This is a genomic window from Marinovum sedimenti (assembly GCF_054052205.1).
In genome coordinates this window covers 927,378-950,603 of sequence record NZ_CM133223.1, presented here as the reverse complement: position 1 = coordinate 950,603, position 23,226 = coordinate 927,378, and the positions used below count along the sequence as shown (strand labels likewise).

Below are 23,226 nucleotides of genomic sequence, written 5' to 3'. Positions count from 1 at the left end.
GATTGCACAGGTTTACCGCCGTTCAACCACGCCAATCTCATTCAGGATACGCTCCAAGTCGCTCTCGGGCGCTTTCGCCGGGGCATTGGCCGCCTTCAACGCATCGAACGTCTTGCGCAGGGCCTTTTTCTCATCGCCCTGACAATCGTTCCACGGCCGCCCCTGAAGCCCCATCACCAGCACGTAATAGCCGATGAAATGCGGCCGCATGCCCCCCGCGATCAGCTTGCCATAGGCCGCATCCGCCCCCAATGCGCGCAGCGCTTCGGCGCTGGTGATGCCGACTTTGGCGCAGGCGGTCTCCATCGCCGGGCCAAGGTTGCGGATGCTGCTGATCGGGGTGGTCATCTGGCCTCCGCATGGCAGAGCGTTGCCGCAAAGGTTAGCAGGTTTTGCAATGCCGGGGCCAGCACCTCGTCGGGCAGGGTCAGTGCCACCCGCACATGGCCCGCCGCGGCGCGGCCAAAGCTTTCACCGGGCATGACCGCGATGTGGTACTGCTCCAACAGCCGCTCGGCAAACTCCAACCCCGACAGGCCGCTGCGCCGGATGTCGAGCATCAGATACATCGCGCCTTGCACAGGCACCGGCGTAACAACCGGGCTCTTGCTGACAAGCCGCATCGCGAGGTCGCGGCGGTGGCGAAACGGGGCCGAGATCTCGTCCTCAAGCCACGCACCCTCGTCGAGCGCAAACAGCGCGGCGTCCTGAATATAGCCGGGCACGCCATAGGTGGTGTGGGTGGCGAGATCGATCACCGCCTCCACCACCGGTTCGGGCGCGATCAGCCAGCCAATGCGGCTGCCGGTCATCGCGTGGCTCTTGGACATCGACCCCACAACCAGCGTGCGCTCGGCCATACCATTCAGCGCGCGGGGGCTGAGGTGATCGCTGTCCCAGGCCATATTGTCATAGACCTCATCCGAGATCAGCCAAAGGTCACGCGCCTGCGCCACATCGGCAATGCCCCGCAGCGTGGCCCGGTCATAGACGACCCCGGTGGGATTGTTGGGGGTGTTGATCAGCAGCGAAGTTGCGCCATCGGCCGCCGCATCAATCCGGTCAGGGCGGGGCAGAAACCCGGTCTCGGCCCCGGCTTCGACAGCCACAGGGATGGCACCGGCGGTGCGGATCGTGCCGGGATAGGTGGCGTAATAGGGATCGATATACAGCGCGCGGTCGCCCGGCGCGCAGGCCACCATATGCGCGGCAAACAGCGCCGATTGCCCGCCCGGTGTGATCATCACATTGTCGCGTTTGGTGCGCACGCCGGTGCGTTCCGTCACCCGCGCCGCCACCTTGTCGCGCAGCGCGTCGGTGCCCGGCACCATCGCATAGCCGGTGTTGCCCGCCTGTGCCGCGCGGTGCATCGCGTCAAGGATAAGCGGGTGGGTGCCAATGTCATGCTCGCCGATGGTCAGCTCGGTCACGGCAATGCCCTGCGCCATCATCGCGCGGGCGCGATAGAACACGCCCCATCCGTCGGTGTCGCCCACGAGGCTTGTCAGTCTGTCAGAAATTCGCATCACGCCACTGTCTGTTTTTTTGTCTGTTTTTCGGCATGGGGCCAGTTCGTGCCGGGGTTGTCAATCTGATCGCTCAATCAAGCGTCGCTTGCACCTTTTTCGGCAATTTTGCGCGCACAAGCCCATAGGAGGTTTGCAGCCGGTCGCGCACTTCGTCTTCGGGGATGTCGTCAGGCCCGATGCGGTCAAACGGGATAAACAGCCAGGAGCGGTGGAAATAGGGGGCCTTGATGCCCCGGCCCATGTCGATCAGCATCGTGGCGGTGTCGATGTCGGCGGTTTTCACCGCGACGCCGATGCCCTTGGCCCCGACCGAGGCGAACATCTTGCCGCCGATTTTCCACGCGTCATGCCCGCCGCCCCAAGGGTCGGAGACCTCGGCACTGGCAAAGGTGGCGCAGAGCGTGTTGACCAATTCGCGTGACATGGTTCCAGGATGGCCGCTTGGGGCGGGGCATGCAAGTCATTCGGCGTCTGATGGCCGGTCGCCCAGCAGGAACCGCGGCCCTTGGCCCAGTTTCGCGGCACGGTCGTCGGGGTTGTACAGCTTGCAGCGGTCAAGCGAGAGGCATCCGCAGCCGATACAGCCGTCAAGCTTGGCCCGCAGCGCCTGCATCTGTTCGATCCGCGCATCAAGCACCTGTCCGAAGACAGCGGAGATCTGCTCCCAGTCGGATTTCGTTGGCGTGCGGCCTTCGGGCAGGCTGGCCAGCGCTTCGCGGATCTCAGCGATGGAAAACCCGAGGCCCTGCGCGATGCGCACAAAGCTGAGGCGGCGGATGTCGGAGCGTTCAAAGCTGCGCTGGCCGCCGGCGTTGCGGTCGGGGAACACCAGCCCCTGATCCTCGTAATAGCGCACGGCTGAGACCGCCAAACCGGTGCGCTCGGCCACGAATCCGATGCTCAATCCTCTGGATGCCATATGGTTAACCTATGAAATTATGAGAAACTTTTGTGTTGAGCTCAAGTATAGTTGAGACATTACCCTGAGGCCATCAAAACCGAAATGGAGGCAGATATGGCCTATCTTGAACACGCGAACATCACTGTTAATGACCCCAAGGCAACCGCCGCGATCTTGCACGACTTGTTTGATTGGCAGACCCGGTGGGAGGGCGAGGCGCTGGCCGGGGGCTACACCGTGCATGTGGGCACACAGACCAGTTACCTCGCGCTGTATGCGCCCAAGGGGCGGTCTGCGGGGCAGAGTGCGCGCTATACGCAGGTGGGCGCGCTCAATCACATCGGTGTGGTGGTGGATGACATTGTGGCGATGGAGCGTAAGGTGCGCGCTGCGGGCTATGAGCCGCACAATCACGCCGACTATGAGCCGGGCCAGCGGTTCTATTTCGACGGGCCGGATGGGGTGGAATACGAGGTGGTGAGCTATGCTTAATTCGGTGCCGTTTCTGTTGGTCTATGTCGGGGTGATGACCGGGCTGAACTTTCCTTTGGGCAAGCTGGCGGGGGCGGCTGATGTCTCGCCTGCGCTTTGGGCTTTGCTGATCTCGGTCGGGGCGTCTGTGGCGCTCTTGCCCGGCCTTTGGGCGCGGGGGGCGCTGCGGCTGCCGCGCGGGGGGCAATTGCGCTATGTGGTGCTGGCGGGGATGATCACCTTTGTCGGGGCCAATCTGCTGGTCTTTGCCGCGATCCCGCATATCGGCGCGGGGCAGGTGGGCATGATGTTCGCGCTGTCGCCGGTGTTTACGCTTGGGCTGTCGCTGTTGTTCGGGTTGCGCGCGCCGCGGGTGCTGGGGCTGGTCGGCATCGGCTTTGGCATGGGCGGCGCGATGCTGGTGGCGCTGGGGCGCGGAGACCTTGGCGGGCTGTCGCTTTGGGCCATCGCGGCGCTGGCCATTCCGGTGATCTTGGCGGTGGGCAATGTGTACCGCACGCTCGACTGGCCCGAGGGGGCCGAGCCGATGGTGCTGGCGTTCTGGAGCCATGTGACGGCGGCGCTGACCTTTGCTGTTGGGTTGCTGGTCACAGGCGGCGGCATTCCTGTTGCGCCTTTGGCCGAGATCCCCGGCGTGGCGCTGGCCCAGATGGTTGTGGCCGGGCTGACCTTTCCGGCGTTCTTTCGGCTGCAACGCTTGGGCGGGCCGGTGATGCTGAGCCAGATCGGCTATGTCGCGGCGGCGACTGGTATGGGTACGGCGGTGCTGGTGCTGGGCGAGCGTTATGGTCCGGTGACATGGATGGGCACCGGGCTGATTGCCTTGGGCGTGGGGTTCACCCTGCTGGATCAGCGCGGCGCGGCAAAACCCTTGGCGCGCGCCAAGCCCTGTGTTACCTGAGGGGTATGAGCACGCACGCACCCATCATTCGCTGCATTACCCGCTGACATCGTCGGCGGGCCTGCTCTCTCTTTCCTTTGTGAACCGATATTGCTAGTCCCGCTGCGAGCATCCGCGCGCCCGTAGGAGAGGCTATGACCGAGATCAGACTGCACAATTCGAAGACCCGCAAGAAAGAGGTCTTTGCTCCGATTGATCCGTCTGACGTGCGGATCTATCTCTGTGGGCCGACGGTGTATGACCGCGCACATCTGGGCAACGCGCGCAATGTGATCATGTTTGACGTGTTGTTCCGGCTGTTGCGGCACGCCTATGGCGAGAGCTGCGTCACCTATGTGCGCAACTTCACCGACGTGGATGACAAGATCAACGCGCGGGCGGCCGAGAGTGGGCGCAGCATTGCTGAGATCACCGCAGAGACAACGCAGTGGTATCTCGACGATATGGCGGCTCTGGGCACGCTAGAGCCGACAGAGATGCCGCGCGCCACGCAGTACATCCCGCAGATGGTCGAGATGATCGAAGGGCTGATTGCCAAGGGGCATGCTTACGCCGCCGATGGGCACGTGCTGTTCTCGGTTGAGAGCTACAAGGAGTATGGCGCTCTATCTGGACGGTCGGTCGATGACATGATCGCCGGCGCGCGGGTTGAGGTTGCGCCGTATAAGCGCAATCCGATGGATTTCGTGCTGTGGAAGCCATCGAGTGACGATCTGCCGGGGTGGGAGAGCCCTTGGGGCCGGGGCCGTCCGGGCTGGCATATCGAATGCTCGGCGATGTCATATGCCTTGCTTGGGGCGTCATTTGACATTCATGGCGGGGGGAATGACCTGCTGTTCCCGCACCATGAGAACGAGGTGGCTCAGAGTTGCTGTGCCCATCCTGAGGGCAGTTTCGCACAGGTCTGGCTGCACAATGAGATGTTGCAGGTGGAGGGCAAGAAGATGTCCAAGTCGCTTGGCAACTTCTTCACCGTGCGCGATTTGCTGGAAGACGGCGTGCCGGGCGAGGTGATCCGGTTTGTGTTCCTGAGCACGCATTACGGCAAGCCGATGGATTGGACCGCGAAGAAGCGGGATGAAGCGGAAGCGACACTGCGCAAGTGGCGCGCGCTAACGGATGGCGTCCAACCGGCGGGAGATGTAGACAAGCTATTTCTCAACTCTTTAACCGACGACTTGAATACTTCCGGTGCCATAACGCAGCTTCACAGGCTTGCATCTGAGTCGATTGATCATGCCGGCATTGGGCGCGGCAGGCTTAAAGCTGCGGCGAACCTAATTGGACTGCTTCAAGATGGGGCCGGCGAGTGGACAGAAACCTCTCCGATTGAACAATCAGTAATATTGAAGGTGGGCAGCGTTATGTCCGAGCGACGCGAAGCAAGAAATGCCAAGCTTTGGCAGCGTGCAGATGAATTGAGAAACGGGTTAATCGAATCTGGGATCAAGATTAACGAAAACAAAGATGGCTCCTATACCTTCGAGCTCACGAAAAACTTCGACGCCGCTAAGCTGGAGGCGTTGTGATGGTGGGCAAGCGTTGCTTGGGGGGCTGTCTGCCCCCCGTCCGCGAGTGCGGACTCCCCCCGAGGATATTTTTAGGCCAGAGAAGCATGGGAGGCTGTTATGACTGAACGGCTTTATCTGTATGACACCACCCTGCGCGATGGGCAGCAGACCCAGGGCGTGCAGTTTTCCACGCCCGAGAAGGTGCGGATTGCCGAGGCTCTGGACGCTTTGGGGTTGGATTACATTGAGGGGGGCTGGCCCGGGGCCAATCCGACCGACAGTGCGTTTTTCGACGAGGCCCCAAAGACGCGGGCACGGATCACGGCGTTTGGGATGACCAAGCGGGCCGGGATGTCGGCTGAGAATGACGACGTTTTGGCGGCGGTGATGAATGCCGGGACTGCAGCGGTCTGTCTGGTGGGCAAGAGCCATACCTATCACGTTGAGGCAGCGCTTGGGATCACCAAGGGTGAGAATACCGAGAACATCTCTAAGTCCATCGCGCATATTGTGGCGCAGGGGCGTGAGGCGCTGTTTGATGCCGAGCATTTCTTTGACGGCTATAAGTCTGATCCTGAGTATGCATTGGAGGCCTGTCGGGCGGCTTTGGAGGCGGGGGCGCGCTGGATTGTGCTTTGCGACACCAATGGCGGTACCTTACCCGAGGAGATTGGGCGGATCGTTGGCGAGGTGATTGCCGCCGGTATTCCGGGCGACAAGCTGGGCATTCATACGCATAACGATACCGAGAACGCGGTGGCGGGGACTCTGGCGGCAGTGTTGGCCGGGGCGCGGCAGGTGCAGGGCACGCTAAATGGCTTGGGCGAGCGTTGTGGCAATGCCAATCTGACGACGCTGATCCCGACGTTGCTGCTTAAGGAACCGTTTGCCAGCCGGTTCGAGATTGGCGTGCCACGCAAGGCGCTGTCGGGATTGGTGCGGATCAGCCGGATGCTCGACGAGATCCTCAACCGGGTGCCGATGCGGCAGGCGGCCTATGTCGGGGCCTCGGCCTTTGCGCATAAGGCCGGGCTGCATGCCAGCGCGATCCTTAAGGATCCCTCGACCTATGAGCATATCGATCCGGCTGTGGTCGGCAATGCGCGGGTCATTCCGATGTCGAACCAGGCCGGGCAGTCAAACCTGCGGCGGCGGTTGTCGGATGCGGGACTGGCTGTGGAAAAGGGCGATCCGGCGTTGGGGCGCATTCTTGATCGGGTCAAGGCGCGCGAGACGGATGGCTATTCCTATGACGGGGCGCAGGCGTCGTTTGAACTGCTGGCGCGTGAGGAATTGGGGCGGCTAGAGCGGTTTTTCGAGCTCGACCGTTACCGGGTGACGGTGGAGCGGCGGCGCAATGCGCTGGGCGAGATTGTCAGTGCGTCGGAGGCTGTGGTGGCGGTGACGATTGATGGCGAGCAGATCCTGTCGGTCAGTGAGAGCCATGATGATCAGGGCAATGATCGCGGGCCGGTGAATGCGCTGTCTCAGGCGTTGAAGCGGGATTTGGGCAAGTATCAGGCCTCGATCGACGACATGCATCTGGTGGATTTCAAAGTGCGCATCACCCAGGGCGGCACCGAGGCGGTGACGCGGGTGATCATCGACAGCGAAGACGGTGAGGGGCGGCGCTGGGCGACGGTCGGCGTGTCGCCCAATATCGTCGATGCCTCGATGGAGGCGCTGCTGGATGCGATCCGCTGGAAGCTGATCCGGGACGCGGGGTGATGACCGACGCGTTGGAGGCTACGGAGTGGCACGCCTGCGCGGCGATTGTCGAAAAGGCTGATCCTGACCGGTTTATGGCGGTGATGTCTATGGGCGTGCCGGCGCGGGCGAAGTTGTTCCCTCTGCTGGCGTTTAATGTCGAGGTGGCGCGGGCCCCTTGGGTGACGCAAGAGCCGATGATTGCCGAGATGCGGCTGCAATGGTGGCGCGATGCGCTGGGCGAGATTGCCGCCGGTGGGCTGGTGCGGCGTCATGAGGTGGTGACGCCTTTGGCGCTGGTGCTGCAGCCGGGGCAGGCGGCGGTGCTTGAGGATTTGATCGAGGCGCGGCGTTGGGATATTGGCCGCACGCCGTTTGAAGATCGGGCGGCGTTTGACGGCTATATCGATGCGACTTCGGGGCATTTGCACTGGGTTGCGGCGGGTCTGTTTGGCTGTGACCAAGAGGCGGCAGTGCGCGATATCGCGTTTGGTGCAGGCGTGGCGCAGTACCTTTGTGCGGTGCCCGAACTTGAAGCGCGGGGCCGCATTCCGCTGGTGGATGGCCGGGCCGAGGCGGTGGCCGATCTGGCCCGCGATGCGCTGGCACGGTTGCGGCAGGGCCGCGCGGTTCGGTTTGCGCCAGAGGTGCGCGCGGCGCTGCGGATGACGTGGCAGACGGAGGCGCTCCTGAAGCAAGCGGTTGCCGATCCCGGCTTGGTGGCGCAGGGGGCCTTGGGGCTGTCGGGCTTTGGCAAACGGGCGCTGTTGATGCGGCGGACGTGGTTCGGCGGCTTTTGAGCGGGACAAAATTTCATTGATGAAATTTGCAAATTCCGTTGACGGAATTTAGTCCGCCGGGATCAGACCGGGTGGATACAAACATTCCTGCGTCGTGGTACTGGCCAAAGGCGTGTCGCACCCGGCCAGCAGCTCCGCGCGGGGCGAAATTTCATCGATGAAATTTCAAAATTCCGTCAACGGAATTTCCTTGCGACCAGATCAGACCGTGTCCGCCTTGGGCCGCAGCATCAGCCAAAGCAGCGCGCCACCGGCGAGCACCAGAAACGGCGCCATCGCCATGTTGACGGCGGACCAGCCGGCCTGAGGCGTGCCGCCTGAGCAGTTCATCAACCCGCCTGAGGCCATCGACGCCACCGAGACGCCGCCAAACACGATCAGGTCGTTCATCCCCTGCATCCGTCCGCGTTCTTCGGGCCGGTGAGCGGCGGCGAGCATGGTGGTGGCTCCGATAAACCCGAAGTTCCAACCGAGGCCAAGCAGCGCAAGCGCAACGAAGAAGTTGCCGAGTTCGACGCCAGCCAAGCCAACACCCCCCGCGACGGCAAGGATGGCGATGCCAAGCGCCACAATCCGTTCCACCCCGAAACGCGCGATCAGGTGGCCGGTGAAGAACGACGGCGCGAACATCGCCAGCACATGCGCGGTGACGACATCGGCGGCGTTGTTCTTGTCGAACCCGCAGCCCACCACGGCCAGCGGTGTCGAGGTCATCACCAGGTTCATCAGCGCATACGACACCATCGCGCAGATCACCGCGACGGCGATGCGCGGGGTGGTCAGCAGCTCCCACCGCGTCCGGCCCTTGGGGGCATCGGCGGCGGGGGTCGGCGGCTTGGGGATGTCGAGGAACAGGAACAGCAACGCCCCCAGTAAATTAATCGCGATCACCGCGGCGTAGGTGCCAAGGAAGGGGATTACATAGGCATCTGCCGTAATTTTGATCAGTTGCGGGCCGATCACGGCCGAGGCGAGTCCGCCCGCCATGACATAGGAAATCGCCTTGGGGCGGAAATCGTCCGAGGCGGTGTCGGCGGCCGCGAAGCGATAGAACCCCTGCGCCGACATATAGATTCCGGTCAGGAACGAGCCCAAAAGGAAGACGGGGAAGCTTTGCAGGAACAGCCCATAAGCGCCGATCACGCCGCCCAATGCACCGCCCAGAGCGCCAACAAAGAACCCGGCGCGGCGGCCATAGCGCTGCATAAAAGCCGAGATCGGCGTGGCTGTTATCATCGATCCGATCACAATCATCGAGATCGGCAGCGTGGCGAAACAGACGTTTGACGCCAGCGATTGCCCGGCCAGCCCGCCGATGGTGAAGATCATCGGCATTTGCGCCCCAAGGATGGCCTGCGCCAACACAAGGACGATGACATTACGCTTGGCGCGCGTGTCGGCGGAGGACGGGGCGGTGGGGGCAAGATCGCTCATGCGGAAATCGGTATATCTCCGGGCAGGCGGCGGCAAGCGTCTATTGCCGCTTGGAATTTGCGCGTGCAAGTTGCGGGGGGCCGGGCTACCTCTGGGGAGATGGTGGCAGGTGTGACGGATATCCTGATTGTCGGCGGCTCTGCCGAGGCGCGTGCGCTGGCCTTGCGGCTGGGGGCACGGGCGCAGGTGATCTTGCCGGCGCAAGAGCGGCGCGGGGCACCGTGGCCGGTGCCGGTCTCTGGGTTGGCCTTGTCCGAGGCGGCTTTGGCCGATTTGCTGCGCGCGCGCGGCGCTGTGGTGGTCGATGCCTCGCACCCCAATGACTGGCAAAGCTCGCGGATTGCGGCAGCTTCGGCGCGGGCCGCTGGGGTACGGATCTTGCGGCTGGAGCGTGCGCCGTGGCAGGCGGGGCGGCGTGACCGTTGGGTGCATCTTCGCCGTGAGCAGGACGCCGCGCGCCATGTCGTGCCGGGCGACCGCGTGCTGTTGGCTACGGGGCGCGAGACGCTGGCGCGCTTTGCCAATCTGCGCGGCGTCTATGTGTACAGTCGCCAGATCACCGATCATGACGATCCGTTTCCCCTGCCGCGTGGGCGGTTTTTGCGCAGTGCCGCGCCGTTTGCCGTGGCCCAAGAGATCGCGCTGCTGCGCCGTTTGCGGATCGATTGGCTGATCCTGCGCAATGCGGGCGGGCCGGGCGGTTGGCCCAAGCTTGAGGCCGCGCGGCGGATTGGCCTGCGGGTCGGGATGCTGGACCGGCCCCGCCTGCCGGAGGTGCCTGTGGTGCGCGATGTGGCCTCGGCGCTGGCGCGGATCGAGACATGGTTGGGATAGAATGGCTGGGATAGATTGGTTGGGTCGAATGGCGGGGATCGAATGGCAGGCATAGGCCGGATCATTGAGACCGACGCCTGTGTCGCCGAGGGCGTCGATTGGCTGCGACAGGCCGATCCGCGCTTTGCTCCGGCGCTCGATGCCTGTTGCCCGCTGCCTTTAAGGCGCAGGCCCGACGGCTTTGCCGCCTTGCTGAGCGCGATTGTCAGTCAGCAGGTCTCGGTGGCCTCGGCCAATGCGATTTGGGGCCGGTTGCAGGGGGCCGGGATGACCACACCCGAGGCTGTTTTGGCGGTGGACGAACAGGCGCTGCGCGATCTCGGCCTCAGCCGTCAGAAGGCGGCCTATGCACATGCGCTTGCCAGTGCCGGGATCGATTTTGCCGCCCTGCGCGACCGGCCCGACGCAGAGGTGATTGCGACACTGGTGGCGGTCAAGGGCATCGGGGTCTGGACGGCGGAAATCTATGCGATGTTCTCGCTGGGGCGGGCGGATGTCTTTGCGCCCGGCGATCTGGCCTTGCAGGAATCGGCGCGGCTGTTGTTCGATCTGCCGGAGCGGCCAAAGGACCGGGCGTTGCGCGCGATGGCCGAGGAATGGTCGCCTTGGCGGTCGGTTGCGGCCCGTGCGCTCTGGGCCTACTACAGGCATGCCAAGGCAAGGGAAGGTATCCGATGACTCGCGTTTTGAAATCCGGCCGCAAAGAGCCTCTCTCGGGCGAGACCCGGTCGGTTGTGGTGTTTTTGCACGGTTACGGGGCCAATGGCGCCGATCTTTTGGGGCTGGCGGATCCGCTGGCCGAACATTTGCCCGACACGTTGTTTCTGTCGCCTGATGCGCCCGAAGACTGCGCCGGGTCGCCGATGGGGTTTCAGTGGTTTCCCATCCCCTGGATCGACGGATCAAGCCAGGAAGAGGCCGAAGCGGGCCTGACGCGCGCGGCAGAAGACCTGAATGCCTATCTCGACAGCGTCATGGTGGATGAGGATATGCTGCCCGAGCAGGTCGCATTGGTCGGGTTTTCGCAGGGCACAATGATGAGCCTGCATGTGGCCCCGCGGCGCGAAGACCCGGTGGCCGGGGTTGTTGGGTTTTCGGGGCGGTTGATGGCACCTGAGTCGCTGGTGGATGAGGCGGTGAGCTTTCCGCCGATCCTGCTGTTGCACGGCGATCAGGACGACGTGGTGCCGCCGCAATCGCTGCCAGAGGCGGCGGAGGCGTTGCAGGCGGCCGGGTTCAAGGAAGTCTTTGCGCATATCATGAAGGGCACCGCGCATGGCATTGCGCCGGATGGGCTTGGGGTGGCGCTGGCGTTTTTGCGCGACAAATGCGGGTTCTGATCTTGTTTTCGCCGCGCCTTCGCGCGTCGACGGGGGGGCTTCGCCCCCTAAAAGTGAAAGACTGGGGTGAGTGAAAGATTGGGGGCTCTGCCCCCGGCCTGCGGCCTCCCCCGAGGTATTTTTGAACAGAAGAAGCCTTTGAGATCAGGACCAGAGGCGGGGTTCGGCGAATTCCACTGAGTTTCCCGCCGGGTCGCGGAGGTAGAGTGAGCGCGCGCCGTTGGGCCAGTCGAACTCGGCCTCGATGAGCACATGCTTTTGCGTCAGGTGGTTTCGCCACAGAGCGATGTCCTTGCGGCTGGCGCAGAGGCAGACATGGCCGGACCCGGTGGTGCCGTGGCTGGGCACTGGCAAATCGGGATTTTGCGATGGTTTGGTGGTTTCGCGCGGGTTGAAGACCAGAAGGACCGTGAGGCCAGCGCGAAAGAAGATGTGGCGGCCTTCGACATGCGCAACCACCTCCATGCCCAGCAGCCGATGATAGAAGTCCCGGGCGGCGTCCAGGTCTTCGGCATAAAGCGCGGCTTCTAGCAGGCCGCTTATCGGCGGTGGCGCGGGCATCGTGACATACTAGCAGGCGCGAAGGCATGCGCCAATCCGTTTATTTATATAGACTTTTCGCGGATAGGTTGTTCTTGGTCGGGTCGGCGGCACAGTCTTGGGGATGCGCCGGATGATCGGGGCTGACTGCGCACGCGATGCGCGGGGCATCGGCGGTGGGCTTGCGTTGAGCGGGCGCGGCCGGTTTCTGGGAGGGCAGGCGGACTTCAGCTTGTGGAGACGCGTTGGCGCGAGGCCGGCAATCAACTCCCTGCGATTTCGCTCGATTTCCGCGCAAGACGGCCTAGGGTCAAGCTGGACCACAGGGCAAATCGGGGGCGCAGTCGGGCCTGGGGCGGTGCACAAATTTCATGCAGTCATGTTGCTGTTACAGGAGCGTTCTACCACATCATCAGCACGGCAATTTCTAGAGGCTTGCCTGACACGCAACGCGAGATATAGTGACACTATCAAATCCGGGCCCCGCCAGACCGGCGCGGCTGAACGTGCAAACCGGCACGACCTAGGAGATCGAAAGTACGATGGACGGTGATTTCAGGACGGACTTTGTCAGAGAGCCCTCGGCGCTGAAGCAATACCCCGCACTGGTGCTGAATGCGGACTATCGGCCCTTGTCTTATTATCCGCTGTCGCTTTGGCCCTGGCAGGATGCGGTCAAGGCGGCCTGGCTCGACCGGGTGGATATCGTGGCCGAGTATGACCACGAGGTGCGAAGCCCCTCGACGACGATACGGATCCCCAGTGTTGTCGTCCTCAAAGATTACGTAAAACCTCAAAAGCGCGTGGCCTTCACGCGCTTTAATCTTTTTTTACGGGATGAGTTTCGCTGCCAGTACTGTGGCACCAAGCGGGAATTGACCTTTGATCATGTGGTGCCGCGCGCCGCTGGTGGGGTGACGAGCTGGCAGAATGTGGTTGCGGCCTGTGCGCCTTGCAACCTCAAGAAGGGCTCGAAGTCCTTGATGCGGGCAGGGATGCACCTGATGAAACCGCCACGCCAGCCCGGCGCGGAGGAGCTGCGCAATATGGGGCGGAAATTCCCGCCCAACCACCTGCATGACAGCTGGGTCGATTTCCTCTACTGGGATGCCGAGCTGGAAGCCTGACGTCAGAGTGCTGGCGTCCATCGGGTCGGAACGGATCGCGCTTACGCCGAACACGCCAACCGTGGCCGAACTCGCGCCGAGCCTTGATGTGGCGCTGTGGAACGGGCTGTTCGTGCACGACGACACGCCGCAAGAGATGCGAGACAGGATCGCCGCTGTGGCCCGAAAGACCGCAATGTCGGAGCGGGCGCAGGCGCTGGCCGGCAATACAGGGGCGCTGGTTTATTGGCAGCCGGCTTCCGACGTGGTCAGGCAGATCGCCAAGGACTTCAAGACGATGGGTGCCATCGACGCCATGCTGTCACAGTGAACCGGACCGGGGCCGGGTTTGGACATTTATCCTGCTTTTTATGTAGTCCCGTTGGCGGGGGCCAATCATGTCGCGGGTGACGTCGCTGCAAAGGGCGTTCAAACGCTATCGCCGCCCCGGAGACATCGTCTGTGCCTGGGGCGCACTGATCGTCGCGGTGGCTTTGCTGGCACAGATTTTGGAACAGACCGCGTGGAGACCTGGCGGCAAATTCTTGGCACAGCCCCGGTTTTGGCCCGCAGTCTCGCTTGGCGGTATGGCGGTCTTTGCGGCGTTGCACCTTGTGAGATCGGCCCTGTCCGAGCGTATTGGCGGACGCTGGCAGGAGATCCGGCTTTGGCTCCGATCGCTGGAATATGTCGCCTGGTTTATCGCTTATGCAGTGGCGGTGCCTTGGGGAGGATACTTGGCATGCAGCCTGGTGTTTGCCCTCATGCTGACGCTTCGCGTGGGCTATCGCAGCGTATCGATGTTGATCGCCGCTCCTGTCACGGCGCTGGTGATTGTGTTTCTTTTCAGGGCCTTGCTCAAGGTAAACCTGCCCGCTGGCCGTGTTGTTGAGGTGCTGCCGGACGGGCTGCGCCGCTTTATGCTGATATATTTCTGATCGGACTGACGGATGGAAAACCTCCTTGCCGGATTGGAGCTGCTCGCCCGTTGGGACGTGATGCTGGCGCTGTTTACGCTCAGTCAGGCGTTCCTGTTGTTGACCGCGCCCGACACCAGCGCCAAAGCCACACCGATCACAGGCAAGATGTCGTCTGGCTTCAAGGAGTTGCTCAAGCATAAACGGGTGGCGACGGTGGCCTCTGGCTGTGGCGTGCTCCTCGGGATGATCCCCGGCACTGGCGAGTTTACTGCGCAATTCATGAGCTACACCTATGCGCAAAAAACGTCGAAAACGCCCGAGGCGTTTGGCAAAGGATCGCCCGAGGGGTTGATCGCGTGGGAGGCTGCCAACAATGCGGTGCCCGCCGCCGCGATGATCCCGTTGCTGGCGCTTGGCGTGCCGGGCGAGGCGTTGACCGCGATGATGCTGACGGTGTTTTACGTCCGTAATGTCATCCGCGGCCCGCAGCTGTTTCAGAGCAACATTGATCTGGTCTATGGCCTCTATTTCGCGCTGAATGTGATCGTGATGGTGTTTTTGCTGTTTTCGACCAGTCTGTTGATCCGGGTCATCCGGGTGCCGACGCGGTTTCTGGGGGTGACGATCCTGTTGTTGTCCTTCGTCGGGGTCTTTTCTTTGCGCAATTCGCTGATGGATTGCATGGTCGCCGCCGGTTTTGGCGTGCTGGGGCTGGTGTTGAAACGGCTGGCTCTGCCGATTGTGCCGATCATTCTTGGCATGGTTCTGGGGGGCATCATCGAGGTCAAGCTGCGCTCGGCCCTGCCGCGGTTGAAAACCCCGCTGGATATGATCGACCGGCCGATTTCCTTTATCATTTTCGCCATGATCGTGATCGTTCTGGCGCTGCAATTTCGGACGCTGATCCGCGATTGGCCCGATGGGTCGGATTTGAAGCGACCTGACGATGAGTGACAAGTCAGCTCGGTTGATCAGTATTCATGAGACCAATGCGAGATTAGAAGTTTTTACGCGCTAACGTCATCGTGGTAGGCTGACCAAAGGCTGTATTTTTCAGGCGAGATGTGATAAGCTTAACTTGGCAATATTTTACATGTTAAGGAATTTGCATGCCGCACGTTCACATCGACTATTCCGCCAATCTCGAAGAGGTCGTGGATATGGCCGCGTTGTGCGAGGCGATCCGCGCCGAAGCAGCCGGGATCGAGGCCTTTCCGATGGCTGGCATCCGGGTCAGGGCGGTGCGCGTCGATTATTTTGCGATGGCAGATGGCGCTCCGGTGCATGGATTTATCGACCTCTCGGTACGGTTAAGAGAAGGCCGGTCCGACGCGGTCAAGAAAGAGGCAATAGAGCGTCTTTTCAGGGTGTTGAAGGACATCCTGACGCCGGTTATGGCCACAAGGTCTGTGGCGATTTCGGCTGAGATCCGTGACATCGACGCCGCGTTATCCCCGAAATTCAGCACCGTCCGCGATCATCTGGAGACCCTGAAATGAGCCCGCTCAGCGACAATATTACCAAGCTGCAAGGCTATCTTCAGCGCTTTGGCGACACGGGCATCTTAAACCGCATCGCGGGTGCGGATGTGGTTGGCGCAGGCGGCGTGTTTCAAACGATTTCGCCGGTCGACAAGACCGTGATTTGCGACGTGGCGCATGGCACGGCCCGTGACATTGACGCTGCGGCTTGCGCCGCGCGTGCGGCTTTTGCCGGGTGGCGGGATATGCCGGCGTTGGAACGCAAAAAGATCCTGATCCGCGTGGCCGAAGGCATCGAGGCACGAGCCGAGGAAATTGCGCTGTGCGAATGCTGGGACACCGGGCAGGCGCTTAAATTCATGTCCAAGGCGGCATTGCGCGGGGCCGAGAACTTTCGCTATTTCGCCGATCAGGTGGCGCAGGCGCGTGACGGCAAGCATATGAAATCGCCAACTTTAATGAACATCACGACGCGGGTTCCGATTGGTCCGGTTGGGGTGATCACGCCGTGGAACACGCCGTTCATGCTGTCGACCTGGAAGATCGCCCCGGCGCTGGCGGCGGGCTGCACTGTGGTGCACAAACCGGCCGAGGCTTCGCCGTTGACGGCGCGGCTCTTGGTGGAAATTGCCGAAGAGGCTGGGCTGCCGCCGGGCGTGCTTAACACCGTGAATGGCTTTGGCGAAGGCGCGGGCAAGGCGCTGTGCGAGCACCCGAAAATCCGCGCCATCGCCTTTGTCGGAGAAAGCCGAACCGGCCGTTTGATCACCAAGCAAGGGGCCGATACGCTTAAGCGTAACCATCTGGAATTAGGTGGAAAAAACCCGGTTATTGTGTTTGATGATGCCGATCTGGAGCGGGCGCTCGATGCGGTGATCTTCATGATTTATTCGATCAATGGCGAGCGCTGCACTTCGTCCTCGCGACTGCTGGTGCAGGACACGATTCGCGAGGCGTTTGAAGCCAAGCTGATCGAGCGGGTGAACCGGATCAAGGTGGGCCATCCTCTTGATCCGGCTACAGAAATCGGGCCGCTGGTGACGCAGGAGCATTTCGATAAGGTCACAGGCTATTTTGAGATCGCCAAGACCGACGGTGCCACCGTGGCGGCGGGCGGAGAGACTGTGGGCGACACAGGGTATTTCGTACGGCCCACGCTTTTTACCAATGCCACCAATGACATGCGGATCGCACAGGAAGAGATTTTCGGCCCGGTTCTAACCTCGATCGGCTTTGCCACCGAAGAAGAGGCGCTGGAGATCGCCAACGACACCCCTTACGGTCTGACTGGTTATGTCTGGACCAATGATCTCACCCGCGCGCTGCGCTTTACCGACCGGCTGGAGGCGGGGATGATCTGGGTGAATTCCGAGAATGTGCGCCACCTGCCGACGCCGTTTGGCGGGGTCAAATCCAGCGGCATCGGGCGGGATGGCGGCGATTGGTCGTTCGAGTTTTACATGGAGCAAAAGCACATCGGCCTTGCCACCGGCGCGCATAAGATCACCAGATTGGGAGCCGACTGATGCCTGTGCCCACGCCGAACTTATATCCGGATTTCAATGTCATACGGCTTAGTCATGTCTGTCTCAACGTGGCTGATTTGGAGGTGTCGAAACGATTTTATGTCGATACGCTGGGCTTGCAGATCACCGATGAAGACGCCAGCCACGTCTATCTTCGTGCGCTGGAAGAGCGCGGCCATCATTGCATCGTTTTGCAGAAATCCGCTACGCCCGGCACTGTCGAAACGCTGGCGTTCAAGACGTTTGACGAGGGCGATCTTGACCGGGCCGAGGCGCATTTCCGTGCTAAGGGCCGCCCGACGGACTGGGTGCAGCGCGCCTATCAGGGCCGCACGTTGCGCACCTCGGACAACCTCGGCACCCCGTTGGAATTCTGTCACAGGATGGACAGGTTGGCGCCGATCCACCAGACATACGCGCTGTATCGTGGGGTGAAACCGCTGCGCATCGATCACTTCAATTGCTTTTCGCCCGACGTCGATGCGTCGGTGGCGTTTTACAGCGACATTGGGTTTCGGGTGACGGAATACACCGAAGATGCCGACAGCAAAAAGCTGTGGGCGGCGTGGATGCATCGCAAGGGCGGGGTGCATGATATGGCGTTTACCAATGGCACCGGGCCGCGGCTGCATCACGTTGCCTTCTGGGTGCCGACACCGCTGAACATCATTGATTTGCTCGATCTGATGGCGACCACCGGTTATGTCGGCAATATCGAACGCGGGCCGGGGCGGCACGGGATTTCGAATGCGTTTTTCCTTTATATTCTTGATCCGGATGGCCATCGGATTGAACTATATTGTTCGGATTATCAGACGGTTGACCCTGATTTGGAGCCGATCAAGTGGGATCTGAAAGACCCGCAACGGCAAACGCTTTGGGGGGCGGCTGCGCCCAAAAGCTGGTTTGAGCATGGCAGCGCATTTGTCGGCGTAAAGACGCGCGAGAGTGCGATTGCGGCCAGCCCGATCATTGCGCCATGAGCTGGGGAGGCGAGGGTGTGACACAGCGATTTGCAAGTTTCTCTGCCAAGGGTGAGCGCCATTATGGCGCGGTAACAGAGGCTGGGATGATCGCGCTTGGCGCTGCGTTTCCTCAGTGGCTGACCCTGCTGGATGCGGTGAAAGCGGGGGGGCTTGGTGCCTTGGGCGAGGCGGCTGAAGGCCGGTCGGTGACCCACACGGAGTTTCAATATGAAATGGTGCTGCCCGATGCGGCGCGCATTCTGTGCGTCGGGGTGAATTTTCCCGACCGCAATGCCGAGTACAAAGATGGCAGTGAGCTGCCAAAATTCATGTCACTGTTTCCCCGTTTTGCCAGCGGGTTTACCGGCCACGCGCAGCCGCTGATCCGTCCGCCGGAGAGCCATATGCTCGACTACGAGGGGGAGGTGGCGGTTGTCATTGGCAAAGCCGGGCGGCGGATTGCGCAGGGCGCTGCGTATGACCATATCGCGGCGCTGACGATCTGTAACGAGGGTACGATCCGCGATTGGGTGCGGCACGCGAAATTCAACGTGACGCAGGGCAAGAACTGGGATCATTCGGGGGCCATCGGGCCCTGGCTGGTGCCGTTTACCGAGGCGGCGCAGCTGGATCAGGCGCGGATTTTGACCCGCGTGAATGGTGCGATTCGGCAGGAGGATGCGCTTTCGCGGATGTTGCATCCGATCCGGCGGCAGATCGAATATATTTCTACTTTCATGGCGTTGCAGCCGGGTGACATCATTATCACCGGCACGCCGACCGGGTCTGGGGCGCGGTTGGAGCCGCCGCAATTCCTTGCACCCGGCGATGTGGTCGAGGTTGAGGTGACGGGCATCGGCACGCTGCGCAATACGGTTGCGGACGAAGCGGTATGACGCCGGATGACCATGCCCAAGCGGCCGCCGATCTGCTGAAGGCCGAAGCGACGGGCGAGCAAATCGGGTTGTTGACCAAGCGCTTTGCGGCAATGGGGATGGCGGATGCCTATGCGATTCAGGCCGCGATTTTGCGGGCGAAACGGGCGCAGGGGCGCCGGGTGGTGGGCTGGAAAATCGGGCTGACCTCGAAGGCGATGCAATCCGCGCTTGGCATCGACATTCCCGACAGCGGCATCCTGTTTGACGACATGCTGTTTGATCATGGCGCCGTGGTGCCGGGCGGGCGCTTTATCCAGCCCCGGATCGAGGCCGAGATTGCCTTTGTCATGAAAGCACCGCTGGGGGACGGAGAGGTGAGCCGCGCTGATGTGCTGGCCGCGACCGACCACGTTGCCCCTGCGCTTGAGATTCTCGACACGCGGATCACGCGGGTTGATGCAGAAACTGGCCAGAGCCGGCAGGTCTTTGACACCATTGCCGACAATGCTGCCAATGCGGGGGTGGTGCTTGGCGCGCAGAAACATCCGCCCGAGGCGTTTGATTTGCGTTGGGTTGGCGCAATCACCAGCCGCAATGGCACGGTTGAGGAAACCGGTTTGGGGGCAGGGGTGCTTAACGATCCGGTGGAGAGCGTGGTCTGGCTGGCGCGGCGGATGGCGCAGTATGGCCAGAGCATTGAGGCCGGTCAGATCATCCTGTCGGGCAGTTTTATTCGTCCGGTTGAATGCCCGCCGGGCAGCCAGATCGAGGCTGACTTTGGCCCCTTTGGCGCGGTTGCCATTGGCTTTGCCTGAACGCGAGGCCTAAACGCGAGGCCTGAACGAAAAGCCCGAACGCGGGGCCTGAAAACTGCGCATAACCGCTGGACAAGAAAAAGCCCCACACGATGGCGGGGCTTTTCAAATCTGGTCGCAGTGTCGAAAAGTTACGCGCCTTGCGGGCGTTGGGTCGGCACCGGGTTCTTGCTTTTGCCGCTCAGCGGATCGTCCTGACGCTGGACAGACCCTTCGAAGTGCGCACCGCTTTCGATTGCGATGGTCTTGTGGATGATGTCGCCTTCGACGCGCGCGGTCGCGGTCAGACGTACCTTGAGGCCACGCACGCGGCCCACGATACGGCCATTCACCACAACATCATCGGCAATGCACTCGCCCTTGATGGTGGCGGTTTCGCCGATGGTCAGCAGATGCGCGCGGATATCACCCTCGACAGTGCCTTCAACCTGAATGTCGCCGGTGGTCTTCATGTTGCCAACAACATGCAGATCAGCAGACAGAACCGACGCGGGCGGTTTTGCCTTGGGGCTGGCAGAGGGCTTGTATTCGGGTTGTGCTGGCATCATGGGCTTCTTCATTTCAGGGGCTGCAGGTGTTGCAGCATCATCGGCCTTGGGGCCGGGCTCGTTGATCTTGCTCTTAGAAAACATCTTTTGCAGCCTTCAGATATATCATTGGGTTGACGGCTTTGCCCCCGACCCGAACCTCGTAGTGCAAATGGGTGCCGGTGGAACGTCCTGTGTTCCCCATATCACCGATGCGATCCCCGCGCGAGACCCTTTGGCCCTTCTGCACGCGGATTTTCGATTGATGCGCATAGCGCGTTTCAATGCCGAATTCGTGCTGAATTTTTACCAGTTTGCCGTAGCCCGACTGCCAGCCTGCGTGTGTCACCACACCGTCGGCGGTGGCATAGATCGCAGTGCCGTGCTTGCCGGCGAAATCCGCGCCAGCGTGCAGGCGGCCCCAGCGATAGCCATAGCCAGAGGTAAAGCGATAGGCATCCTTGAGCGGCGAGGCAAAGGGCGCCTTTTCAGCGGCGATGCGATACAGGTTCAGCCGGTCCATCTGGTTGAGGATGTCGTTGGCGCGGCGGGTGTCCAGCGTCACGTCCTCGCCCTTGGTGGAAAAGCTCAGCGGCATCAGCGGGCCGCCCTGGCCGGAATACCCGGCGCGCACTTTGTCGAGAATCGAATCCGGGTTCATGCCCGCCGCTTTGAACATCTTGTCGAGCGGGGTCACGGAAATGGTCATGGCTTCTTCAAGCTGGCGGAAGATGGCGTCGTTCTTCTCTTCCATCAGGCGCATTTCCGAGGCCATCGCATCGGCGGCAACAAAGGCTTCTTGCGCGTCGGCGACCACCTGATCGCGCTCTTGCGCGGTGCGGGCGAGGGCGTTGGCCAACAGATCGACGGTGCCGCTGTCGGCGCCATCGGATTTGCCAGCCGACGTGGCGGTGCCATCCATCGCGCCTTTAAGCTCGGCGACTTCGGTTTCGGCCACTTTCTTATCTGTCATCACGTTGCGCAGGGTGGCTTGGATCACTTCGATGCCCGTTTCCAGCTCGCGGCGATGGACTTCGGATTTCAGCAGCTCGGTCTGCATCACCGAGATGCGTTCAAGCGCGGAGTTAAAGCGATTCTGGGCCGCCAGTGCATCAGAGGCGCGGGTGTCGCGCTCTTGGCTGAGCAGGTTGAGGCGGTCCATATAGGTTTGTTGATCGCGACGCGCCTGTTCGCGGAAGTTGCCCGCCCCGATGGAATCCATCAGCAGGACCGCGGTGGCGATGATCGTCCAGGCCACCACAAGCGCGCTGCCGGTGAAGGCGACGAATTGGGTTTCGGATCGAAGTCGGATGAATCGGGTGTCGGAATCGGATCTGAGAAACAGTCTGCGCTCCGGGAAATACCGTTCGAGGATCGCGTGAACCTTAATAGCCAGCCGTGTACGCACCGCAGCCGCCCCCTTTTTTTATTATTCCAGTCTTAAAGGTGCGAAAGCTCACACCGTCCCCATCTTCTCCTTAACCAGCCGTTTACAATGGCGCAAGTTTGTAAGCCGCTCGATTCGACCACAGGGGGCCTTCCGTGGCAAATGGGCAAAAAATCGCCTATTGGATAAGGGGTTGTCGGTGGCGCGCCGCTTGCACGCTCCGCGTGTTCTTTCGAAATGAAACCGGATCAGCTTGCGGGCTGGTCTGTGAGCGGCCAGTAGAAATCCGGCGGAAGGCCCGCATCGGCGCGCTTTTCCTCGTTGAACGGCGGTTTCAGCGGGCCTTTGAAATATTTTGTGACCAGCGTGTGGAAGACATCCTTGGGGTCGAGGTTGTGCCGCCCGCAGAGGAAATTGAACCACTTTGAGCCATAGGCGACATGCGCCACTTCCTCGCCGTAGATGATGTTGAGCGCTTCGACCGCTTGTGTTGCCTTGGCGTTGGTAAAGATCTTGATCATGCCGGGGGTCACATCGAGGCCGCGCGCCTCAAGCACCATGGGCACCACGGCCAACCGTCCCATCAGATCTTCGGCGGTGTCCTCGGCCGCCCGCCACATGCCGGCATGGGCGGGAAGTGCGCCATAAAAGCTGTCTTCGGCTTCAAGGCAGTCGCACATCAGGTTGAAATGTTTGGATTCTTCGTCCGCGGCCTTGACCCAGTCATCATAGAACCCGATCGGCATTTCGACGTCGGTGAACCGCGCGATAAGATCCCAGTGCAGGTCGACGGCGTTCAGCTCGATATGCGCCACAGCATGTAAGAGCGCGATCCGCCCGGCCGGGCTGCCCGGTTTGCGCTTGGGCACATCGCGGGGCGACAACAGCTCTGGTTGGTCTGGCCGTGCCGGTTGCAGCGGCGGCGCGCTTTGGCCGACGGGCAGCGGCGTGCCCGACTCGCGCGCGGCAAACCACGCCTTGGCATGGGCGCGCGAGATCCGGGTTTTCTCGCGGCCATCGGCGGTGGTCAGAACCTCGGTGGCCATTTCGGCGAGGGAAAGGCTCACAGGGCGCGCACCGCGTCGAGCACCTCTTCGGCGTGGCCATCAACCTTCACCTTGCGCCATTCGCGCACCAGTTTGCCGGTGCCGTCGATCAGGAAGGTCGAGCGGACGATGCCAAAGAAGGTTTTGCCGTACATCTTCTTTTCCTGAAACACGCCAAATTGCTCTGCGATATCGCTGTCTTCGTCTGACAAGAGCGGCACGGCAAGATCATGTTTTGCCACGAATTTATCATGGCTTTTGATAGGGTCTTTCGAGATGCCGAACACCTGCGCGCCAGCGGCCTCAAACTCGGGGCGCAGGGCGGAAAAGGCGATGGCCTCTTTGGTGCAGCCCGACGTCAGATCGCGCGGATAGAAGAACAGCACCACCGGCGCGGGCCGCAGGCTGCTGAGGTCAACGCTGTCGCCGCCATCACGGGGCAACGTGATGTTCGGAACAATTTCGCCGGTTTGAATGACATCTTTCGACATGTGATCCACAATCCCTTGGTTGCCGGGCCTTCACCCCATATTAGGGAGGGGCAGGCCAGAAAAACACAGGCTTGTCAAATACCAGTCAGAGACCG

Annotated in this window: 26 protein-coding genes and 1 pseudogene; 17 read left to right on the top strand and 10 right to left on the bottom strand. The window is 61.6% G+C overall.

Translation table 11 applies throughout. The features are described 5' to 3' along the window. Window positions 1–12 precede the first annotated feature (12 nt). The 4 genes from ACW9UO_RS04530 to soxR form a co-directional block, all read right to left on the bottom strand. Entirely contained in the window at window positions 13–348 is a 336-nt protein-coding gene (locus tag ACW9UO_RS04530; RefSeq protein ID WP_457087791.1) for a TfoX/Sxy family protein, read from the bottom strand. Continuing rightward, window positions 345–1,526 carry a pyridoxal phosphate-dependent aminotransferase gene (locus ACW9UO_RS04525; protein WP_457088601.1) on the bottom strand — a complete coding sequence of 394 codons (1,182 nt, stop codon included), beginning with the start codon at window positions 1,524–1,526 and terminating at the stop codon, window positions 345–347. The genes ACW9UO_RS04530 and ACW9UO_RS04525 overlap by 4 nt, the downstream gene beginning before the upstream one ends. A gap of 73 nt (window positions 1,527–1,599) precedes the next feature. Continuing rightward, the gene (locus tag ACW9UO_RS04520; RefSeq protein WP_457087790.1) at window positions 1,600–1,953 is read right to left on the bottom strand and encodes an MmcQ/YjbR family DNA-binding protein; all 354 of its coding nucleotides are present in this window, start codon (window positions 1,951–1,953) and stop codon (window positions 1,600–1,602) included. Between the two features lie 36 nt (window positions 1,954–1,989). Beyond that, complete coding sequence (gene soxR, locus ACW9UO_RS04515) at window positions 1,990–2,448, bottom strand: redox-sensitive transcriptional activator SoxR (protein ID WP_457087789.1); 459 nt, start codon at window positions 2,446–2,448, stop codon at window positions 1,990–1,992. Window positions 2,449–2,544: 96 nt separating this feature from the next. Between soxR and ACW9UO_RS04510 the strand changes: the two genes are divergently transcribed. From ACW9UO_RS04510 to ACW9UO_RS04490, 5 genes are all read left to right on the top strand, one after another. Then, window positions 2,545–2,922 (top strand): VOC family protein, encoded by a 378-nt coding sequence (locus tag ACW9UO_RS04510; protein WP_457087788.1) that lies wholly within the window; start codon window positions 2,545–2,547, stop codon window positions 2,920–2,922. Continuing rightward, on the top strand, window positions 2,915–3,823 hold the full coding sequence (locus ACW9UO_RS04505; RefSeq protein WP_457087787.1) for a DMT family transporter: 909 nt from the start codon (window positions 2,915–2,917) through the stop codon (window positions 3,821–3,823). The genes ACW9UO_RS04510 and ACW9UO_RS04505 overlap by 8 nt, the downstream gene beginning before the upstream one ends. Window positions 3,824–3,957: 134 nt before the next feature. After that, window positions 3,958–5,352, top strand: coding sequence for a cysteine--tRNA ligase (gene cysS, locus ACW9UO_RS04500; RefSeq protein ID WP_457087786.1), 1,395 nt, complete (start codon window positions 3,958–3,960; stop codon window positions 5,350–5,352). Between the two features lie 99 nt (window positions 5,353–5,451). Further along, complete coding sequence (gene cimA / locus ACW9UO_RS04495) at window positions 5,452–7,062, top strand: citramalate synthase (RefSeq protein WP_457087785.1); 1,611 nt, start codon at window positions 5,452–5,454, stop codon at window positions 7,060–7,062. Continuing rightward, window positions 7,062–7,841, top strand: a complete 780-nt coding sequence (locus ACW9UO_RS04490) for a squalene/phytoene synthase family protein (RefSeq protein WP_457087784.1) — start codon at window positions 7,062–7,064, stop codon at window positions 7,839–7,841. The genes cimA and ACW9UO_RS04490 overlap by 1 nt, the downstream gene beginning before the upstream one ends. Before the next feature lie 201 nt (window positions 7,842–8,042). Here the strand turns inward: ACW9UO_RS04490 and ACW9UO_RS04485 are convergent, their stop codons facing one another. Beyond that, complete coding sequence (locus ACW9UO_RS04485) at window positions 8,043–9,275, bottom strand: MFS transporter (protein WP_457087783.1); 1,233 nt, start codon at window positions 9,273–9,275, stop codon at window positions 8,043–8,045. A gap of 111 nt (window positions 9,276–9,386) precedes the next feature. On the opposite strand from ACW9UO_RS04485, the gene ACW9UO_RS04480 reads away from it, so the two are divergent. From ACW9UO_RS04480 to ACW9UO_RS04470, 3 genes are read left to right on the top strand one after another with little or no spacing between them, the layout of a single operon-like run. Then, on the top strand, window positions 9,387–10,109 hold the full coding sequence (locus ACW9UO_RS04480; protein ID WP_457087782.1) for a precorrin-6A/cobalt-precorrin-6A reductase: 723 nt from the start codon (window positions 9,387–9,389) through the stop codon (window positions 10,107–10,109). 42 nt (window positions 10,110–10,151) lie between these two features. After that, a complete protein-coding gene (locus ACW9UO_RS04475) occupies window positions 10,152–10,787 on the top strand; it encodes a DNA-3-methyladenine glycosylase family protein (protein ID WP_457087781.1) in 636 nt (211 codons plus the stop codon). Beyond that, window positions 10,784–11,449 (top strand): alpha/beta hydrolase, encoded by a 666-nt coding sequence (locus ACW9UO_RS04470; protein ID WP_457087780.1) that lies wholly within the window; start codon window positions 10,784–10,786, stop codon window positions 11,447–11,449. The genes ACW9UO_RS04475 and ACW9UO_RS04470 overlap by 4 nt, the downstream gene beginning before the upstream one ends. Before the next feature lie 144 nt (window positions 11,450–11,593). Here ACW9UO_RS04470 and ACW9UO_RS04465 read toward each other — a convergent pair whose 3' ends face one another. Beyond that, window positions 11,594–12,010, bottom strand: coding sequence for a VOC family protein (locus ACW9UO_RS04465; RefSeq protein WP_457087779.1), 417 nt, complete (start codon window positions 12,008–12,010; stop codon window positions 11,594–11,596). 521 nt (window positions 12,011–12,531) lie between these two features. Here ACW9UO_RS04465 and ACW9UO_RS04460 point away from each other — a divergent pair. The 9 genes and pseudogenes from ACW9UO_RS04460 (at window position 12,532) to hpaH (ending at window position 19,680) form a co-directional block, all read left to right on the top strand. Then, window positions 12,532–13,116, top strand: a complete 585-nt coding sequence (locus tag ACW9UO_RS04460; RefSeq protein ID WP_457087778.1) for an HNH endonuclease — start codon at window positions 12,532–12,534, stop codon at window positions 13,114–13,116. After that, window positions 13,097–13,426 (top strand): type 2 periplasmic-binding domain-containing protein, encoded by a 330-nt coding sequence (locus ACW9UO_RS04455; protein ID WP_457087777.1) that lies wholly within the window; start codon window positions 13,097–13,099, stop codon window positions 13,424–13,426. Before ACW9UO_RS04460 ends, ACW9UO_RS04455 begins: the two co-directional genes overlap by 20 nt. 67 nt (window positions 13,427–13,493) lie before the next feature. Continuing rightward, window positions 13,494–14,033, top strand: a complete 540-nt coding sequence (locus ACW9UO_RS04450; RefSeq protein WP_457087776.1) for a tripartite tricarboxylate transporter TctB family protein — start codon at window positions 13,494–13,496, stop codon at window positions 14,031–14,033. A gap of 57 nt (window positions 14,034–14,090) precedes the next feature. After that, a pseudogene (locus tag ACW9UO_RS04445) lies at window positions 14,091–14,969 on the top strand (tripartite tricarboxylate transporter permease); the annotation flags it as partial. A 155-nt stretch (window positions 14,970–15,124) separates the two neighbouring features. After that, the gene (locus ACW9UO_RS04440; RefSeq protein WP_457087775.1) at window positions 15,125–15,514 is read left to right on the top strand and encodes a 5-carboxymethyl-2-hydroxymuconate Delta-isomerase; all 390 of its coding nucleotides are present in this window, start codon (window positions 15,125–15,127) and stop codon (window positions 15,512–15,514) included. Next, window positions 15,511–17,022, top strand: a complete 1,512-nt coding sequence (hpaE, locus tag ACW9UO_RS04435) for a 5-carboxymethyl-2-hydroxymuconate semialdehyde dehydrogenase (RefSeq protein ID WP_457087774.1) — start codon at window positions 15,511–15,513, stop codon at window positions 17,020–17,022. The genes ACW9UO_RS04440 and hpaE overlap by 4 nt, the downstream gene beginning before the upstream one ends. Beyond that, window positions 17,022–18,005, top strand: a complete 984-nt coding sequence (hpaD, locus tag ACW9UO_RS04430) for a 3,4-dihydroxyphenylacetate 2,3-dioxygenase (RefSeq protein ID WP_457087773.1) — start codon at window positions 17,022–17,024, stop codon at window positions 18,003–18,005. The genes hpaE and hpaD overlap by 1 nt, the downstream gene beginning before the upstream one ends. 86 nt (window positions 18,006–18,091) lie before the next feature. Continuing rightward, window positions 18,092–18,883: a fumarylacetoacetate hydrolase family protein gene (locus ACW9UO_RS04425; RefSeq protein ID WP_457088600.1), complete on the top strand. Its 792-nt coding sequence runs from the start codon at window positions 18,092–18,094 to the stop codon at window positions 18,881–18,883. After that, window positions 18,880–19,680 carry a 2-oxo-hept-4-ene-1,7-dioate hydratase gene (gene hpaH, locus ACW9UO_RS04420; protein WP_457087772.1) on the top strand — a complete coding sequence of 267 codons (801 nt, stop codon included), beginning with the start codon at window positions 18,880–18,882 and terminating at the stop codon, window positions 19,678–19,680. The genes ACW9UO_RS04425 and hpaH overlap by 4 nt, the downstream gene beginning before the upstream one ends. Window positions 19,681–19,811: 131 nt before the next feature. Here hpaH and ACW9UO_RS04415 read toward each other — a convergent pair whose 3' ends face one another. The 4 genes from ACW9UO_RS04415 to ACW9UO_RS04400 all read right to left on the bottom strand — a co-directional run bounded on the left by ACW9UO_RS04415 (window position 19,812) and on the right by ACW9UO_RS04400 (window position 23,131). Then, on the bottom strand, window positions 19,812–20,312 hold the full coding sequence (locus ACW9UO_RS04415; RefSeq protein WP_457087771.1) for a bactofilin family protein: 501 nt from the start codon (window positions 20,310–20,312) through the stop codon (window positions 19,812–19,814). Next, entirely contained in the window at window positions 20,302–21,615 is a 1,314-nt protein-coding gene (locus ACW9UO_RS04410) for a DUF5930 domain-containing protein (RefSeq protein WP_457087770.1), read from the bottom strand. Before ACW9UO_RS04410 ends, ACW9UO_RS04415 begins: the two co-directional genes overlap by 11 nt. A 227-nt stretch (window positions 21,616–21,842) precedes the next feature. Then, entirely contained in the window at window positions 21,843–22,640 is a 798-nt protein-coding gene (locus ACW9UO_RS04405) for a ferritin-like domain-containing protein (RefSeq protein WP_457088599.1), read from the bottom strand. Between the two features lie 17 nt (window positions 22,641–22,657). Then, window positions 22,658–23,131: a peroxiredoxin gene (locus ACW9UO_RS04400; RefSeq protein WP_457087769.1), complete on the bottom strand. Its 474-nt coding sequence runs from the start codon at window positions 23,129–23,131 to the stop codon at window positions 22,658–22,660. Window positions 23,132–23,226: the final 95 nt, after the last annotated feature.

Bases quoted from the DNA above. Each gene is read 5' to 3' on its own strand.
- ACW9UO_RS04415 (WP_457087771.1), bottom strand. From the start codon at position 20,312: ATGTTTTCTAAGAGCAAGATCAACGAGCCCGGCCCCAAGGCCGATGAT.
- ACW9UO_RS04505 (WP_457087787.1), top strand. From the start codon at position 2,915: ATGCTTAATTCGGTGCCGTTTCTGTTGGTCTATGTCGGGGTGATGACC.
- soxR (WP_457087789.1), bottom strand. From the start codon at position 2,448: ATGGCATCCAGAGGATTGAGCATCGGATTCGTGGCCGAGCGCACCGGT.
- ACW9UO_RS04520 (WP_457087790.1), bottom strand. From the start codon at position 1,953: ATGTCACGCGAATTGGTCAACACGCTCTGCGCCACCTTTGCCAGTGCC.
- cysS (WP_457087786.1), top strand. From the start codon at position 3,958: ATGACCGAGATCAGACTGCACAATTCGAAGACCCGCAAGAAAGAGGTC.
- hpaD (WP_457087773.1), top strand. From the start codon at position 17,022: ATGCCTGTGCCCACGCCGAACTTATATCCGGATTTCAATGTCATACGG.
- ACW9UO_RS04455 (WP_457087777.1), top strand. From the start codon at position 13,097: ATGCCGAGCTGGAAGCCTGACGTCAGAGTGCTGGCGTCCATCGGGTCG.
- cimA (WP_457087785.1), top strand. From the start codon at position 5,452: ATGACTGAACGGCTTTATCTGTATGACACCACCCTGCGCGATGGGCAG.
- ACW9UO_RS04470 (WP_457087780.1), top strand. From the start codon at position 10,784: ATGACTCGCGTTTTGAAATCCGGCCGCAAAGAGCCTCTCTCGGGCGAG.
- ACW9UO_RS04405 (WP_457088599.1), bottom strand. From the start codon at position 22,640: ATGGCCACCGAGGTTCTGACCACCGCCGATGGCCGCGAGAAAACCCGG.
- hpaH (WP_457087772.1), top strand. From the start codon at position 18,880: ATGACGCCGGATGACCATGCCCAAGCGGCCGCCGATCTGCTGAAGGCC.
- ACW9UO_RS04425 (WP_457088600.1), top strand. From the start codon at position 18,092: ATGATCGCGCTTGGCGCTGCGTTTCCTCAGTGGCTGACCCTGCTGGAT.
- ACW9UO_RS04450 (WP_457087776.1), top strand. From the start codon at position 13,494: ATGTCGCGGGTGACGTCGCTGCAAAGGGCGTTCAAACGCTATCGCCGC.
- ACW9UO_RS04530 (WP_457087791.1), bottom strand. From the start codon at position 348: ATGACCACCCCGATCAGCAGCATCCGCAACCTTGGCCCGGCGATGGAG.
- ACW9UO_RS04440 (WP_457087775.1), top strand. From the start codon at position 15,125: ATGCCGCACGTTCACATCGACTATTCCGCCAATCTCGAAGAGGTCGTG.
- hpaE (WP_457087774.1), top strand. From the start codon at position 15,511: ATGAGCCCGCTCAGCGACAATATTACCAAGCTGCAAGGCTATCTTCAG.
- ACW9UO_RS04525 (WP_457088601.1), bottom strand. From the start codon at position 1,526: ATGCGAATTTCTGACAGACTGACAAGCCTCGTGGGCGACACCGACGGA.
- ACW9UO_RS04475 (WP_457087781.1), top strand. From the start codon at position 10,152: ATGGCAGGCATAGGCCGGATCATTGAGACCGACGCCTGTGTCGCCGAG.
- ACW9UO_RS04465 (WP_457087779.1), bottom strand. From the start codon at position 12,010: ATGCCCGCGCCACCGCCGATAAGCGGCCTGCTAGAAGCCGCGCTTTAT.
- ACW9UO_RS04490 (WP_457087784.1), top strand. From the start codon at position 7,062: ATGACCGACGCGTTGGAGGCTACGGAGTGGCACGCCTGCGCGGCGATT.
- ACW9UO_RS04460 (WP_457087778.1), top strand. From the start codon at position 12,532: ATGGACGGTGATTTCAGGACGGACTTTGTCAGAGAGCCCTCGGCGCTG.
- ACW9UO_RS04510 (WP_457087788.1), top strand. From the start codon at position 2,545: ATGGCCTATCTTGAACACGCGAACATCACTGTTAATGACCCCAAGGCA.
- ACW9UO_RS04400 (WP_457087769.1), bottom strand. From the start codon at position 23,131: ATGTCGAAAGATGTCATTCAAACCGGCGAAATTGTTCCGAACATCACG.
- ACW9UO_RS04485 (WP_457087783.1), bottom strand. From the start codon at position 9,275: ATGAGCGATCTTGCCCCCACCGCCCCGTCCTCCGCCGACACGCGCGCC.